Source organism: Brevundimonas sp., from assembly GCF_016463295.1.
GTDB lineage: Bacteria > Pseudomonadota > Alphaproteobacteria > Caulobacterales > Caulobacteraceae > Brevundimonas.
Genome location: NZ_JAEMRO010000002.1, coordinates 169,825 through 183,859, shown reverse-complemented (window position 1 = coordinate 183,859; position 14,035 = coordinate 169,825). Strand labels below are relative to the sequence as shown.

Below are 14,035 nucleotides of genomic sequence, written 5' to 3'. Positions count from 1 at the left end.
CACATCCCCATCGGTCTCCGGGCGACAGCCCGGCGCTCCGCCGGCCCATCCCACCTTCAACCGGCTGCGGCATTCCGCAGGCGGGGAAGTAGCCTGCCTGGTTTTTCAGAGACCAAAGAAACAGAAAGAACCGATCGATCTCCGCCCTACCCCTTCACTCGCCAGGTTGCGCCGTCCGGCCCGTCCATGACGACGACATTCAGGGCATTCAGCCGGTCGCGGATACGGTCGGCCTCGGGCCAGTCCTTGGCGGCGCGCGATGTCGCGCGTTGCTCCAGCAGGGCCTCGACCTCGGCCTTCAAGGTCGCATCGCCGCCCTCGAACCATTGGTCCGAAGACAAGGTCAGCACCCCCAGCAGCCCGGCGGCCTCGATCAGGCTCCAGCGTGCCATGGCCACATCGTTGATGTCGGCCTCGGCGTCGTTCAGCAGGTCTCGCAGGGCATTGCCGAGGCCGAACACCTGGGCCACGGCCGCCGGCGTGTTCAGATCGTCCTCCAGCGCGTCCAGCACCGGGTCCAGCGCATTCTCGGCCAGTTCCATCTCGGCCTCTTCAAGCGTGGCCATGTCGAACCCGATCAAGGCCGCATCAGCGTCGCGCAACACGCCGTACAGCCGGTCCAGGTTCTTCCTCGACTGGTCGAGCAGCGCCTGGTTCCAGTCCAGCGGCTGACGATAGTGCGCGCTCAGCAGGGCCCAGCGGACCACCTCGCCCGGCATGGACTGCACCAGATCGTGCAGCAGCAGCACATTGCCGACCGACTTGGACATCTTCTCCGCATCGACGGTCAGAAAGCCGTTGTGCATCCAGTAGCGGGCATATTCCTGATGCGCGTCCGCCGAATGGGCGTGGCCGTGGGCGCAGACGCCCTGGGCGATCTCGTTCTCATGGTGCGGAAAGACCAGGTCGATGCCACCGCCGTGGATGTCGATAGGCAGGCCAAGGGTCTGTTCGATCATGGCCGAGCATTCGATGTGCCAGCCGGGACGCCCCTCCCCCCACGGCGACGGCCACGAAGGCTCGTCCGCCTTGGACGGCTTCCACAGGACGAAGTCATGCGGGTTCTTCTTGTAGGGCGCGACCTCTACGCGGGCCCCCATGATCATGTCGTCCAGATTGCGTCCCGACAGCCGCCCATAGGTCTCGTAGGACGAGACGTCGAACAGCACATGCCCCTCGGCCTCATAGGCGCAGCCGTGATCGATGATGGCCTGGATCTGGGCCACGATGGCGTCCATGTGGTCGGTCACATGCGGCGCGATGTCCGGCGGCGACACGTTCAGCTGGGCCATGTCGGCCAGATAGGCGGCCTCGTAGCGCGCGGTCACCTCGCCGATCGGCACGCCTTCTCTCGCGGCCTTCTGATTGATCTTGTCGTCCACGTCGGTGACGTTGCGGGCATAGACGACCTTGTCCGCCCCATAGGTCCGGCGCAGCAACCGCACCAGCACATCGAACACCACCGGAGGCCGCGCATTGCCGATGTGGGCGTAGTCATAGACGGTCGGCCCGCAGACATAGAGCGTCACCCGGTTCGGATCGCGCGGCGTGAACACGCGCTTTTCGCGGTGCAGGGTGTCGTGAAGCGTCAGCGTCATAATGCTGCGGTGCCTTGGAAGTGCTTGCGGCCAAGCCGGGGTCGCCCATATAGCCGTTTCGTCCCTTCCGCGAACAGCGGCGGGGACATTATTCAAGGGAGCGCGGCGCGCGTCCATCCGGGGCCATCGCCCCGGCGCTACTTCGCCGCAGACACACGACAGATGACCACTTCGACCAATGCTGCCCTGGTGACCGTCAACGATGCCCGCGACACCGTCGTGGTCCGACCCAGCCGCGACGAGGCCCTGAAGGCCGTCCGCACCCTGCTGGCCTGGGCCGGCGACAATCCCGATCGTGAAGGCCTGAAGGATACGCCCAAGCGGGTGGTCGACGCCTATGCCGAATGGTTCGACGGCTACGACGCCGATCCGGCCAAGGAGCTGAGCCGCACCTTTGAGGATGTTCAGGGCTATGACGACATGGTCCTGCTGCGCGACATCGAGGTGGAAAGCCACTGCGAGCACCACATGGCCCCGTTCCTGGGCAAGGCCTATGTCGCCTACATCCCCACGGAAAAGGTCGTCGGAATCTCCAAGCTGGCCCGCGTGGTCGAAATCTTCTCGCGCCGTCTCCAGACCCAGGAAACCCTGACCCAGCTGATCGCCGAGGCGATCGAAACGAATCTGCAGCCCGCCGGCGTGGCCATCCTGATCGACGCCGAGCACCAGTGCATGACCACCCGAGGCGTGCATCACCGCCACGTCTCGACGATCACCACCCGCTTCACCGGCGTGTTCAAAACCGACGAGGCGCTGAAGGATCGCTTCCTGAAGCTGGCCAAGGGCTGATCACCGCCATTTTTGCGCCCGCAAGGCGTGAATAACTGCGGTTGAAGCGATGCGGGAACGCAATGGGTGCCGAACGTGCTTTACAAGCGCGAACCGGGACGCCAAGAAACGACCCGAGTTAATGTTGTCGCCTGCCGCGTGTCGCGCCGGGCTTGAGGGAGAACCAGCGTATGGGCGCTAAACTTTCCGGTCCTGGCGGTGGCAAGGGCAAGACGATCGAGCAGAACTCGGACATCAACGTCACGCCGTTCGTCGACATTATGCTGGTGCTGCTGATCATCTTCATGGTGGCCGCACCGCTGGCCACCGTCTCGATCAAGCTGGACCTGCCGCCGGCGATCCCGAACCCGAACGACCCGAACCCGAAAGAGCCTGTCTACATCTCCATCCAGGAGGGCGGTCGCCTCTTCATCGCCGAGAACGAAACCGCCATCGACCGCCTGGCCGCCGACGTCTGCGCCGCCCAGGAAGTCACCACCACCTGCCAGGACGAACGCGTCTTCGTCCGCGCCCAGGCCGAGGTGAAGTACAACCAGTTCATGGAAGTCATGAACGAGCTGCAGGACAAGGGCTTCTTCAAGGTCGGCCTGCTGAACGAAGACATCGAATAGGCCTTCACGCCTGTTCCATACGAAAGAAGCCGCGCCCTCCGGGACGCGGCTTTTTCATTGGCGGCGATCCGATGACGGACCGAGTGTCGAAAGACCGTAGGGCCTATTCCACCGACTGGCGCGGCGTCGCCGGTGCCGCGGCACCCGCCTGATACGGCTGCGGTCCCGACGGAGCTTCGGCAGCCGGGGTGCGCGGCGTCGGCTGCGGTGCCCGGGTCGCCGGCCTCGCCGCCGGGCGCGACGGCGTCCGTCGGGCCGCGGGCCGCGGGGTCGGTGCCGGCGTGGCCGTCGAAGCCGCCGGGGTCGGCGCGGGTGCAGGCGCGGCGGCGGCATTGGCGGTCGGAACGACGGTCGGGGCCGGTACTGATGCGTCGGCCGCCGCAGCGGTCGCGGCCCGGGCGGCCAGTTGCTGACGCGCGGCAAAGCGGCGGGCCAGTTTCTCGGTCAGTTCACGGGCGGCCGCCGGCTCCATCTGGGCCATGACCGCCGCCAGCGAGCGCGGCCGCATGGCTGCCGCGACCGGCAGGCGCACATCGTCGCTCAGGGTCGCGAACACCCGCGCCGCCTCCTTGGGGCGCATGGCGGAATAGACGGCGACCAGCCGATCGTTCTCGGCCTTTTCCTGCTCGCTGACCTGACCCAGCAGCTGCTGCACCTCGGCCTTGACGGCCTCCAGTGCCTGGACGCGGGCATCCAGCTTTTGCTCGGCCGTCGCCATCAACGGCAGCATGGACGCCAGATCGGTATCGCGGGCATCCAGCTGGGTCCGGCGCGACTGCAGCGATTGCAGAATCCGCAACTCGGCCGGCGAAATCCCGGCCTGCTGCGCCAGCTGTTCCGGCGTCAGGGCACAGACGGCGGCGGCCGGTTTCACCGCGGCCGCAGCGGCGACCGGTACGGCCTCCTCGGCCCAGGCCTGGGCTCCCTCGAAGAGACCCGGCGCAATGCCGACGGCGCGCACGACCACCACCCCGCCGATGGCGACAGCGATCAGGGGCAACAGGCGCGGTATCTTGCTCATGGTCGGCTACTCACAGGAGCCCTCAAGTCGCCTGCACGCCGCGCGTGAAGGTATAGGGCAAGAAGGACAAATCAGGCGGCGAACAGGTCTTCGTCCAGGTTACGACGCGCTTGGTTGAGGCTTTGCTTCGCGGCTTGGTTAGCGGTCATCGCGCCCAGGATGGCCGATACGTTCGATCCGCCGGGCGCTTGGGCACGGGCCACCGCCGGCGCGGCCATACCCTGGATGCGCTCGGCCAGAGCCGCCATGCGCAGAGCGCGCTCGTCATCCGCCGTCGTGACGGCCGGCTTGGCGACAGGCGCGGGCGCAGGCCGTGGCGCAGCGACGCGCAGTTCCAGCGGCGCTTCTTCGGCGACGGCACGGGCCGGAGCGGCGGGAGCCCGGGCGATCAACCCTTCCAGCTGCGCCTTGACCTCGCGGGCCTTCACGATGCGGTCGTGCAGCAGGTCGGTCTCATGGCCCGAAGCCCGCAGCGTCGCCAGCGCCGTCTCGGCCCGGCCCGCCGCCGTATTCAGCTCGGTCACCGCCGAGGCGAACGCCTGCTGTCCCGCCCGCAAGGCCGACAGCTTGCGCTCCAGCCGCACGCCGTATCCGAGCGCCGCGACCAGCAGCACCATCAGGACACCATCCAGGATCAGACCGGTCATCAGCGTTTTCCTCCAGTCAGGCGGGCGGCGGCGTCGATATTGATCGGGGCCTCCACACGCACGGCGATATGCTGGCCCTTGCGGCCCATCTTGCCGGTGGTCAGCGGTATGGTTCCAGCCCGGATCGAGATGTCCGAATCCGGCGTGACATTGAACATCATGGTGTCGCCGACCTTCAGGTTCAGAACCTGCGACAGCGGGGCCTGTTGCTCGTCCAGCACGCAGCGGACCTCGGTTTCCGTGGTCCAGAGCTCGGTAGCCAGGTGGCCTTCCCAGATGTTGTCGCGTCCAAACTTCTCACCCATGAACTGCTGCAGCAGCATCTTGCGGATGGGCTCCAGCGTCGAATAGGGCAGCAGCAGTTCGACCCGACCGCCGCGGTCCTCCATGTCGATGCGCAGCTTGACCAGGATGGCCGCATTGGCCGGGCGCGCGATGGCGGCGAAGCGCGGATTGGTCTCCAGACGATCCAGGTTGAAATGCACCGGCGTCAGCGGCTCGAAGGCTGCGCGCGCGTCGTTCAGGATGACCTCGACCATGCGCTGGACCAGCACGCGCTCGATCGTCGTATAGGGCCGCCCCTCGATCCGCAGCGCCGCCGTGCCCCGGCGTCCGCCCAGCAGCACGTCGACGATCGAATAGATCAGATTGGAATCGACCGTCAGCAGGCCATAGTTGTCCAGCTCCTCGGCCCGGAACACGGCCAGGATCGCCGGCAGCGGGATCGAATTCAGATAGTCGCCGAACCGGATCGAGGAGATGTTGTCGAGGCTGACCTCGACGTTATCGGAGGTGAAGTTCCGCAGGGACGTCGTCATCAACCGAACCAGGCGGTCGAACACGATCTCCAGCATCGGCAGGCGTTCGTAGGAGACCAGCGCCGAGTTGATGATGGCCCGGATGCCCGACCTTTCGGACCCGTCGTCGTCGCCGAGATCGAAGCCCAGCAGGCTGTCGATCTCGTCCTGGTTCAGGACGCGTTCGGACAGGCCGGAGGCGCGATCCTCGTCCTCTTCGCCCAGCGGGTCGATCGGTTCGGCGAAGGCGGCGTCCGTCATGCCTACTGCACCAGCATTTCTTCGATCAGGACCGCGTCCACCTTGCCCGGCGCCGCCACCAGATTGACCCGGCGCAGGATTTCGGCCCTCAGCTGGAAACTGCCCGCCGATCCGGCCAGATCCTCGGGCCGCAGCTCGCGCAGGAAGCCCTGGAACATGTCCTGCAGGCGCGGCATCTCGGCCTGCAGCTGCTCGGCAACGTGCGCGTCCTTGGTTTCCAGCGTCAGCTTCAGCTTCATGACCATGGGCCGACCTTCCGGCCCCTGAATGTTCATCACCATGTCCGGCAGGGTGAAGAAGGTGACGCCGTCAGGCCCCTCGGCGATTACGCCCATGGACGGATCGGCCTCGCCCTCGGCACCGCCGCCATGGTCGCCGCCTTTCTTCTTCTCTTCGCCGTGACCGGCGTCGGCCTTGGCCTCGCCGTGCTCGCCGCCCTCGGCTTCAGCGGCTGCAGGCTTGGGCTGGAGCATGAAAAAGGCCGCAGCCCCTCCCCCGCCCAGCACCAGCACGGCAGCCGGAATGGCGATTAACAACAGCGGGATTTTCTTCTTCTTGGGCGCGGCATCCCCACCCTCCCCGCCTTCACCTTCCGCGGCGGGCGCATCGGACACGGCCGGCAGGTCGGCGTCACCGCCGCCCTTCTTGTCCTTCTTCTTGCCGAACTTCAGCATGCACAGCGCCCCGGAGAATCTCAGCCTCCATTCGACCGTTTTTTGGTTAACGAGCCGCTAAGAACCGGCAAATCCTGCCGGGTGCACTCTGGCTTCATCCAGTCCAAAGGCCCGCCACCACTGGATTAACCGTGTTGGCACGACCGTTGCGAGGCCCCTTTGCGAAAGGAGCCGCTCATGGAAAATGCCGCCTACGTCGGACTGTCGCGCCAGATGACGCTCCGCCGCGAGCTCGACATCGTGGCCAACAACATCGCTAATGCCGACACCACCGGCTTCAAGGTCGAGCAGCTGCTGGTCGGCACAGAGGTCGGCGAGCGCGCCCGCAACGCCTTCATCCGCCCCAGCGCCAGCTTCGTCTTGGACAAGGGCGTCGGCCGCGACTTCGGCCAGGGCGCACTGGAACAGACGGGCCGCAGCCTGGACTTCGCCATCGAGGGCGAAGGGGCCTTCTTCAAGCTGCAGGACGGGGCCGGCGAGGCCTATACCCGCGACGGGGCCTTCACCCTGAACGCTGAGGGACAGCTGACGACCGAGGGCGGCGCGGCCGTTCTGGGCGACGGTGGCCCCATCATCCTGGACCGCGCCTTGGGCGAACCCGCCGTTGGCCCGGACGGCACGATCAGCCAAAACGGTCAGCTGACGGGCCGTATCTCCGTCGTCCGCTTCGACACCCTGTCGGTGCTCGAAAAGGGCGGCGACGGCCTGTACCGCAACGCCTCGAACACCACGCCCGTCGAGGCGACGGACGCCCGCGTGCGTCAGGGCATGCTGGAAGGCTCCAACGTCAATCCGATCCTCGAGATCACCAATCTGATCGAGATCCAGCGAGCCTACGAGAGCATATCGCGGATGATCGAAAACACCAACGACCTGTCCCGTCGCTCGGTCGAGCGGCTGGGCCGGGTGTCGTAAGGAGAGACTGAACCATGCGCGCACTCCGCACCGCCGCCTCCGGCATGGCCGCCCAGCAGCTGAACGTGGAGGTCATCTCCAACAACATCGCCAACATGAACACCGTCGGCTACAAGCGCCAGCGGGCCGAGTTCCAGGACCTGCTGTATCAGAACGTCGAGCGGATGGGCGCACAGTCGTCCAGCCAGGGCACGGTCGTCCCGACCGGCATCCAGATCGGTGCAGGCGTCAAGGCGGGGGCGGTCTATCGCGTCACCGAACAAGGCACCCCGACCAATACCGGCGGGTTGTACGACGTGGCCATCGACGGGCGCGGCTATTTCCAGATTCTGTTGCCCTCGGGCGAAACCGCCTTCACCCGCGCCGGCAACTTCGCCCTGAACGGAGAAGGCCAGCTGGTCACCGACGACGGCTATGCGGTTCAGCCCAACATCTCCATCCCGCAGGATGCGGTCGATGTCTCCATCTCCAAGTCCGGCCAGGTCCAGGTCATTACGGCGGGCGAGACCGAGCCCTCCATCGTCGGCCAGCTGGAGATCGCCACCTTCTTCAACGAGGCGGGACTGGAAGCGGTCGGCGACAACCTTCTGCTGGAAACCACGGCCTCGGGCCCGGCCAATGTCGGCACACCCGGGGAGGTCGGTTTCGGCCAGTTGCTGCACAAGTTTACCGAGGCCTCGAACGTCGATGCCGTGGCCGAGATCAGCTCGCTGATCATTGCCCAGCGCGCCTATGAGATGAACTCCAAGGTGATCACCACCGCAGACCAGATGCTGTCCGTCGCCTCGCAGGTGAAGTCATGAGGGCGCTGATCCTGGGGGCCGCGCTGGCCTTGGCCGTCGCGGGTTCCGCCTTCGCTGGCCCGGTGACACTGAAGAGCAATCCCGTCGATTCAGACGGCCAAGTCACATTCGGCGACCTGTTCGACGGAGCCGGCGGCGCGTCTGGCGTCGTCGTGGGCCGCCGGGTCGGCCCTTCCATTGTGTTCGAGGCCGGTCAGCTCCAGAGCCTCGCCCGTCAATCCGGCCTGGACTGGGCAAATCCGACCGGGTTGCGCCGCGTCGTGGTGCGTCATGCCGCGGAGGCACCCGCCGTTTCCGCCACTATCGCGCCCACGGCCTCTTCTAATGCAGCTGTCGCGCCCACCTATGCCCCTGCCCGCGCGGCCTACGGGGACCGCGTCATCAGCCGCAACGACCTGGTCGAGGTCGCCTTCGAATCCGGCGGCATCCGCCTGACCGTCACCGGCCGCGCCCAGCGCAACGCCGGGATGGGCGAGCCCGTCGCCGTGCTGAACCTGCAGTCCGGCCGCACCATCGACGCCGTCGCCACCGGCCCCGGCCGCGCCATCGCGGGCCCTGCCGCCCAGTCCGCCCGCTCCAACCAGTTCGCCGCTCGCTAAGAGGGATCACAGTTCATGCGTACCGCCCTGATCACCACCGCCGCCCTCGCCTCTACCCTGGCCCTCGGTGCCTGTTCGACGGCCGTGGAGGCTATCCGCGGGCCGGAACTGGCCCCCATCGGCTATCCGGCGGCCCTGGTCCCGACCAGCCAGGTCTATCTGCCGACGCCCGAGCAGCAGCGTGCGGACCGCGCCGCCAGCGCCAACAGCCTGTGGCGGGTCGGGTCGCGGACCTTCTTCGGCGACCAGCGCGCCCGTCGCGTCGGCGACATCCTGACCGTCAACATCGACATCGACGACCGCGCCCAGACGCAGAACTCCACCCAGCGCAGCCGCACCAATGACGCCTCGGGCGGGGTCACAAACTTCTTCGGTCTGGAGAACAACTTGGGTCGCATATTCCCCGGCGGTTTCGACCCGGCGAACATGGTCGGCATCGAGGGCGAGTCCAACGCCAGCGGCTCGGGCTCGGTAAACCGCTCGGAGCGGGTTTCGTTGACCATCGCGGCCGTCGTCACCGACGTCATGGCCAACGGCAATCTGATGATCCAGGGCCGTCAGGAAGTCCGCACCAACCGCGAGGTACGCGAGTTGACCGTCGCCGGCATCGTCCGGCCCGAGGACATCAGCTCGGCCAACACCATCGCCCACACCCAGATCGCCGAGGCCCGCATCAGCTACGGTGGTCGCGGCGACATCAGCCGGGTCCAGGCCACGCCTGCGGCCCAGTCCCTGGTGGAGCGGTTCAGCCCGTTCTGAGGCCAGAACCGCGTGTAGCCTCGGATGGGCAGGCGCCGCCGCATCCTTGACGGCGGCGGAACATCCCGGGCTTGATGATCGTTCATCGCTTCGAACGACAGCGGGGTCGCGACATTGTCCGTACTTTCAATCCTGGCGACGCTGATCGGTGTCGCCAACGTCCATGCCGCACAGGAACCTGCCTGGACCTGGACGCTTTATGCCGACAGCGCGCCCGTCGTGCTGGCCAACGAAATCCCTGACACGCCCAGCCTGCGCACGACTCTGGAGTGCGAACCGGGGTCCAGCGTGGCGCGGGTCACCCTGTATCAAGCCGCAGGCATGACCGGCATGACCCGTCTGGCGGCCGGCTCATCGACCGCCATGACCGAAAGCGAGGCTGGACGTGGCGGGTCGGCAAAACTGGCCCTGCGGACCGACCACCCGGTCTTTGCCGCCTTTGCCGCGGACGGCAATCTGTCGATGACAGCGGGCGAGACGCGACGCACCATCGAAATCCCGCAGGCCCATCTTGCCAAGCTGCGCCGGTTCGCCGAGCTTTGTTCCGGCTAACGGTCGGAGTATCCCATGCGTCGCGCGTCCCTGCTGATCCTCTTGGCCACGACCGCGCTGGTCGGTGCCTGTTCGACGACGACGCCGGAAGTTCCAGCCACAACCGTCCCAAGCTCCGGCGCGCCGCAACCCGTCGAGGGCTACGACTGGTTTCTGTCGGAAGACGGCACCAACGCCAAGCTGGCTTACGGGACGGCTCAAAGCGACGACCTGAAGCTGGGTCTGGAGTGCGCACGGGGAACGGGCAAGCTCGACCTCACCGCCAGCGCGGACAAGGGAGCGTCGCCGGAAATCCATATCGAGTCCGGCGGCGACACCGAGCGCTATGCAGCCGCCGCAGAGCCCGCCGAAGTCCACGACGGCCTGATCCTGACGGCCGAGGCCGAGGGCGATGCCCCGGTCTTTCAGCGTTTCCGCCGGATCGGCTGGCTGGCCGTATGGCAGGGTGGCGCGCGCCAGACCTATGTCCCCCAGCCCGGCTCGCGCGACCGCATCGAACGGTTCTTCGCCTTCTGCGCCTAGTGCGGGCGATCATGGCTTGACGTGGGCCCGCCCCTCCGATGCATTCACCCGGAACCCGTCAGGGGTTTGGGGGTCCTCATGAAATCCGTCATCGCCGTCAGTGTCCTGGCCTTGCTGTCCGCAATGCCCGCAGCCGCGCACGCCCAGCCCACCGGCCAGGCACCGGGCAATTCGACGCAAGCCCAAGCATCGAATGCCGACCTGGCCGTACTGCTCGCGGATTACGAGGCCTATCTGAAAGCCAACGATCCGATCACCGCCGGCATGGACGGCGACCGTGCCGCTCTTTCGCGCCTGCCCGATATTTCGCGCGAGGCCGAACTGGCGCGTCGTTCGCCACTTCAGGCCTTCAAGACGCGACTGGAGGCGGTTCCCGTCGCTGGCTTGTCGGACAACGAGGCCCAGAACCGCGCCTTCCTGCTGTTCCTGATCGACCGCGACCTGGAAGGCATCGGCCTGGACACCAGCCGTCTGGCCCTGAACTCCGAAGGGGCGGTCGGCCAATCCCTGGCCTATATCGCCTCCGTCACCCGCATTGCGACCAAGGCCGATGCCGAGGCCTGGCTGTCCCGCCTCGCCGGCATGCCCGCCATGTATGACGCGACCCTGGCCCATGCCCGGCGCGGTCTGGAGACAGGCTTGATCCAACCCCGGTCCGTCGTCGAAAGCGCGATGACCTTGGCCCGCAGCGATGTCGGCCTGACGCCCGAGACCGATCCCCTGCTGGCCCCTTTGACGGCTCTACCCGACACCATCCCGGTCGCCGATCAGGCCGCCCTACGCGCCGCTGCCGCCGCCATCGTCGCCGGAGAGATTGCGCCCCGCCGAGCAGAATGGCTGCGCTTCCTGACCGATGACTATCTGCCCGCCACCCAGACCGAACCCGGCATCGGCCAGCGGCCCGGCGGTCGTGACCTCTATGCCTATTTCGTTCGCGGCTACACCACCACCGACCTGACGCCAGATCAGGTTCACGCCATAGGCCTGGAGGAGGTCGCCCGCATCCGCGCCCGCATGGACGAAGAGATGCAGGCGGCGGGCTGGACCGGCGACTTCGCGGGCTTCCTCGCCTTCCTGCGTTCCGATCCGCAGTTCTATGCCACGACCCGCGAGGATCTGCTGGAGAAGGCGTCCGAAATGGCCAAGCGGGCCGACGATGGCCTGCCCGCGCTGTTCGGCACCCTGCCCCGCCTGCCCTATGGTGTCCGGCCCGTGCCGCGCGAGATCGAGGCCAATTACACCACCGGACGCTACTCCCCCGGGTCGCTCAAGACCGGCGTCGCCGGCGGTTATCTGGTCAACACCTCCAGCCTGGACCAGCGACCCCTGTACGAACTGCCCGCACTGACCCTGCACGAGGCCGTGCCGGGCCACCATCTGCAGCTCGCCCTGCAGCAGGAGGCCGAGGACCAGCCCTATTTCCGACGCGGGGCCGACGTCACCGCCTTCATCGAGGGCTGGGGCCTGTATGCCGAATTCCTGGGTGAGGAGATGGACTTCTATCGCACGCCCTACGAACGCTTCGGTCGGCTATCCTACGAGATGTGGCGCGCCTGCCGTCTGGTCGCCGACACCGGCCTGCACTGGCTGGGCTGGGACATCGAACAGGCCAGAGCCTGCTTCCGCGACAACTCGGCCCTGGCCCCTCTGAACATCGAAACCGAGCTTCAGCGCTACATCGGCTGGCCCGGCCAGGCGACAGGCTACAAGATCGGCGAAATCCGGCTGCGTGCCATTCGCAGCCGAGCTGAGGCCGCCCTGGGCGACCGGTTCGACATCCGCCGCTTCCACGACGCCCTGCTGGTCGATGGGGCCTTGCCGCTGGAACTTCTGGACGCCCGCATGGACTGCTGGATCAGCGAGGAAGTGGCTCGGCCTCTGCCCTAGAGCCCCAACCCCGCCCGCGCCTTCTTCGTCAGCTTGGCCGCAATAATCCCGTGCGCGATCGCCAGATGCTCGGCCAGTTCATCGTCCGGCCAGGTGTCGATATCGTCCAGATGCACCCATTTCGCCCGCGCCAGATAGGGGGCCGGGCGGGCGCGGCCATCCTCGGTCAGCACCTCATAGGCGATGTCTGACACCTTGAACGACAGCCCACCCTGCCCGCCGACCATGGCGAACATCTTGCCCCCAACCTTGTAGCAGTCGTGGTCGTCACCGAACGGATGATCCAGCGTGACCCCGGTCAGGGCCAGGCAGACCTTGCCTACACCCTGCCGGTCCACCTCTAGGCCTCGATACCGACGCCGATCGGACAAACCACGCCGGTCCCGCCGATCCCGCAATAACCGGCGGGGTTCTTGGCCAGATAGCCCTGGTGATAGTCCTCGGCGAAATAATAGGGACCCGCTGGCGCGATCTCGGTGGTGATCTGGCCGCGCCCCGCCTTTGACAGCGCCGCCTGATAGGCCTCGCGCGACGCCTCCGCCTCGGCCCTCTGGTCTTCGTTCAGATAATAGATGGCCGAGCGATAGGTGCTGCCGATGTCATTGCCCTGGCGCATGCCTTGCGTCGGATCGTGGTTTTCCCAGAAGGCTTTCAGCAGTTCGGCATAACTGATCTCCGCAGGATTGAAGACCACCTGCACCACCTCGGTGTGGCCGGTGCGCCCGGTGCAGGTCTCCTCATAGGTCGGATTGGGCGTGATCCCACCTGAATAGCCGACCGACGTCACCCACACGCCGGGCAGCTGCCAGAAGATGCGCTCCACCCCCCAGAAACAACCCATGCCGAAGATCGCCGTCTCGAACCCCTCCGGATGCGGCCCCTTCAACGGGCGACCCGAGACGAAATGCACCTCGTCGGTCGGCAGCGGCGTATCACGACCCGGCAGGGCGGTGTCGGCGGTCGGCAGTTCGGTTTTCTGAAACAGCATGGCGATGATCCTCACGAAATCGGCTTTGCACCCATATGGGGACAACAACCCCGCTTGCCGAGGGGGTCCGCTTGTTCTATCAGCCTGCCCTCCGCTGGAACGACCGTCCGGCGGCTTCACGCGCGTCGTGGAAACGGACAGGTGGCGGAGTGGTCGATCGCGCACGCTTGGAAAGCGTGTGTAGGTGAAAGCCTACCGAGGGTTCGAATCCCTCTCTGTCCGCCACGCACTTCCTGGATAACCGCCGGGTCCCTATAACACGGGAAATAACCCCGACATTACCGCGCCTTCGTCGAACCCGGAGACAGACAGCCTGTCTCTGATCGAGTGATCTTGCCTGCAACACGCCGTTTTTGCCGGCCCCGTCTCCGCTCGCCCGGCGACGGGTCGTTTTTGCCTGTCCCTGAAAACAGGGAAGTACAGGGAAATTGCTCGAATTTGCGATTCGAACGCCCCTCATCCCAACCCGGAAAGCCCCGCTATGACTGGGATTCCAAGCGGGCTCAGCGTCGTTTTCCCGGAAGAGGAACAGGGAATTTCACACCGCTGAACAGGGAATATTTTCAGAGGAACAGGGAAGCTCTCTGCCGGATCAGGGATGCCGCGCCTGGG

16 protein-coding genes and 1 tRNA gene are annotated in these 14,035 nt (G+C 66.3%); 10 read left to right on the top strand and 7 right to left on the bottom strand.

Translation table 11 applies throughout. The features are described 5' to 3' along the window. Positions 1-146: 146 nt before the first annotated feature. Positions 147-1,598 (bottom strand): cysteine--tRNA ligase, encoded by a 1,452-nt coding sequence (cysS, locus tag JHC81_RS01995; RefSeq protein ID WP_292169930.1) that lies wholly within the window; start codon positions 1,596-1,598, stop codon positions 147-149. A 162-nt stretch (positions 1,599-1,760) separates the two neighbouring features. Between cysS and folE the strand changes: the two genes are divergently transcribed. Both folE and JHC81_RS01985 read left to right on the top strand, forming a co-directional pair. After that, positions 1,761-2,387, top strand: coding sequence for a GTP cyclohydrolase I FolE (folE, locus tag JHC81_RS01990; protein ID WP_292169927.1), 627 nt, complete (start codon positions 1,761-1,763; stop codon positions 2,385-2,387). A gap of 170 nt (positions 2,388-2,557) precedes the next feature. Further along, positions 2,558-2,998, top strand: coding sequence for a biopolymer transporter ExbD (locus JHC81_RS01985; RefSeq protein ID WP_292169925.1), 441 nt, complete (start codon positions 2,558-2,560; stop codon positions 2,996-2,998). A gap of 103 nt (positions 2,999-3,101) precedes the next feature. Here the strand turns inward: JHC81_RS01985 and JHC81_RS01980 are convergent, their stop codons facing one another. From JHC81_RS01980 to JHC81_RS01965, 4 genes are all read right to left on the bottom strand, one after another. Next, a complete protein-coding gene (locus JHC81_RS01980) occupies positions 3,102-4,019 on the bottom strand; it encodes a hypothetical protein (RefSeq protein WP_292169922.1) in 918 nt (305 codons plus the stop codon). Between the two features lie 71 nt (positions 4,020-4,090). Continuing rightward, entirely contained in the window at positions 4,091-4,666 is a 576-nt protein-coding gene (locus JHC81_RS01975; protein ID WP_292169920.1) for a DUF6468 domain-containing protein, read from the bottom strand. Further along, complete coding sequence (gene fliM, locus JHC81_RS01970) at positions 4,666-5,724, bottom strand: flagellar motor switch protein FliM (RefSeq protein WP_292169918.1); 1,059 nt, start codon at positions 5,722-5,724, stop codon at positions 4,666-4,668. Before fliM ends, JHC81_RS01975 begins: the two co-directional genes overlap by 1 nt. Before the next feature lie 2 nt (positions 5,725-5,726). Further along, the gene (locus tag JHC81_RS01965; protein WP_292169910.1) at positions 5,727-6,398 is read right to left on the bottom strand and encodes a flagellar basal body-associated FliL family protein; all 672 of its coding nucleotides are present in this window, start codon (positions 6,396-6,398) and stop codon (positions 5,727-5,729) included. Positions 6,399-6,575: 177 nt separating this feature from the next. Here JHC81_RS01965 and flgF point away from each other — a divergent pair, with 177 nt between their 5' ends. From flgF to JHC81_RS01930, 7 genes are all read left to right on the top strand, one after another. Next, positions 6,576-7,313: a flagellar basal-body rod protein FlgF gene (gene flgF, locus JHC81_RS01960; RefSeq protein WP_292169907.1), complete on the top strand. Its 738-nt coding sequence runs from the start codon at positions 6,576-6,578 to the stop codon at positions 7,311-7,313. A 14-nt stretch (positions 7,314-7,327) separates the two neighbouring features. Next, positions 7,328-8,116, top strand: a complete 789-nt coding sequence (gene flgG / locus JHC81_RS01955; RefSeq protein ID WP_292169903.1) for a flagellar basal-body rod protein FlgG — start codon at positions 7,328-7,330, stop codon at positions 8,114-8,116. After that, positions 8,113-8,715, top strand: a complete 603-nt coding sequence (locus JHC81_RS01950; RefSeq protein ID WP_292169901.1) for a flagella basal body P-ring formation protein FlgA — start codon at positions 8,113-8,115, stop codon at positions 8,713-8,715. Before flgG ends, JHC81_RS01950 begins: the two co-directional genes overlap by 4 nt. A 15-nt stretch (positions 8,716-8,730) precedes the next feature. Next, positions 8,731-9,474, top strand: a complete 744-nt coding sequence (gene flgH / locus JHC81_RS01945; protein WP_292169899.1) for a flagellar basal body L-ring protein FlgH — start codon at positions 8,731-8,733, stop codon at positions 9,472-9,474. 114 nt (positions 9,475-9,588) lie between these two features. Next, positions 9,589-10,026 (top strand): hypothetical protein, encoded by a 438-nt coding sequence (locus JHC81_RS01940; RefSeq protein WP_292169897.1) that lies wholly within the window; start codon positions 9,589-9,591, stop codon positions 10,024-10,026. Positions 10,027-10,041: 15 nt separating this feature from the next. After that, entirely contained in the window at positions 10,042-10,548 is a 507-nt protein-coding gene (locus JHC81_RS01935; RefSeq protein ID WP_292169895.1) for a hypothetical protein, read from the top strand. Positions 10,549-10,626: 78 nt separating this feature from the next. After that, positions 10,627-12,435, top strand: a complete 1,809-nt coding sequence (locus JHC81_RS01930; protein WP_292169893.1) for a DUF885 family protein — start codon at positions 10,627-10,629, stop codon at positions 12,433-12,435. Here the strand turns inward: JHC81_RS01930 and JHC81_RS01925 are convergent. Both JHC81_RS01925 and msrA read right to left on the bottom strand, forming a co-directional pair. Further along, positions 12,432-12,773: an MmcQ/YjbR family DNA-binding protein gene (locus JHC81_RS01925; protein WP_292169891.1), complete on the bottom strand. Its 342-nt coding sequence runs from the start codon at positions 12,771-12,773 to the stop codon at positions 12,432-12,434. The two genes, JHC81_RS01930 and JHC81_RS01925, sit on opposite strands and share 4 nt — an antisense overlap. A gap of 2 nt (positions 12,774-12,775) precedes the next feature. Further along, on the bottom strand, positions 12,776-13,423 hold the full coding sequence (msrA, locus tag JHC81_RS01920; protein ID WP_292169888.1) for a peptide-methionine (S)-S-oxide reductase MsrA: 648 nt from the start codon (positions 13,421-13,423) through the stop codon (positions 12,776-12,778). Between the two features lie 135 nt (positions 13,424-13,558). Here msrA and JHC81_RS01915 point away from each other — a divergent pair. Then, positions 13,559-13,648, top strand: a tRNA-Ser gene (locus JHC81_RS01915). Positions 13,649-14,035 lie beyond the last annotated feature (387 nt).

Bases quoted from the DNA above. Each gene is read 5' to 3' on its own strand.
- cysS (WP_292169930.1), bottom strand. From the start codon at position 1,598: ATGACGCTGACGCTTCACGACACCCTGCACCGCGAAAAGCGCGTGTTC.
- folE (WP_292169927.1), top strand. From the start codon at position 1,761: ATGACCACTTCGACCAATGCTGCCCTGGTGACCGTCAACGATGCCCGC.
- JHC81_RS01985 (WP_292169925.1), top strand. From the start codon at position 2,558: ATGGGCGCTAAACTTTCCGGTCCTGGCGGTGGCAAGGGCAAGACGATC.
- JHC81_RS01980 (WP_292169922.1), bottom strand. From the start codon at position 4,019: ATGAGCAAGATACCGCGCCTGTTGCCCCTGATCGCTGTCGCCATCGGC.
- JHC81_RS01975 (WP_292169920.1), bottom strand. From the start codon at position 4,666: ATGACCGGTCTGATCCTGGATGGTGTCCTGATGGTGCTGCTGGTCGCG.
- fliM (WP_292169918.1), bottom strand. From the start codon at position 5,724: ATGACGGACGCCGCCTTCGCCGAACCGATCGACCCGCTGGGCGAAGAG.
- JHC81_RS01965 (WP_292169910.1), bottom strand. From the start codon at position 6,398: ATGCTGAAGTTCGGCAAGAAGAAGGACAAGAAGGGCGGCGGTGACGCC.
- flgF (WP_292169907.1), top strand. From the start codon at position 6,576: ATGGAAAATGCCGCCTACGTCGGACTGTCGCGCCAGATGACGCTCCGC.
- flgG (WP_292169903.1), top strand. From the start codon at position 7,328: ATGCGCGCACTCCGCACCGCCGCCTCCGGCATGGCCGCCCAGCAGCTG.
- JHC81_RS01950 (WP_292169901.1), top strand. From the start codon at position 8,113: ATGAGGGCGCTGATCCTGGGGGCCGCGCTGGCCTTGGCCGTCGCGGGT.
- flgH (WP_292169899.1), top strand. From the start codon at position 8,731: ATGCGTACCGCCCTGATCACCACCGCCGCCCTCGCCTCTACCCTGGCC.
- JHC81_RS01935 (WP_292169895.1), top strand. From the start codon at position 10,042: ATGCGTCGCGCGTCCCTGCTGATCCTCTTGGCCACGACCGCGCTGGTC.
- JHC81_RS01930 (WP_292169893.1), top strand. From the start codon at position 10,627: ATGAAATCCGTCATCGCCGTCAGTGTCCTGGCCTTGCTGTCCGCAATG.
- msrA (WP_292169888.1), bottom strand. From the start codon at position 13,423: ATGCTGTTTCAGAAAACCGAACTGCCGACCGCCGACACCGCCCTGCCG.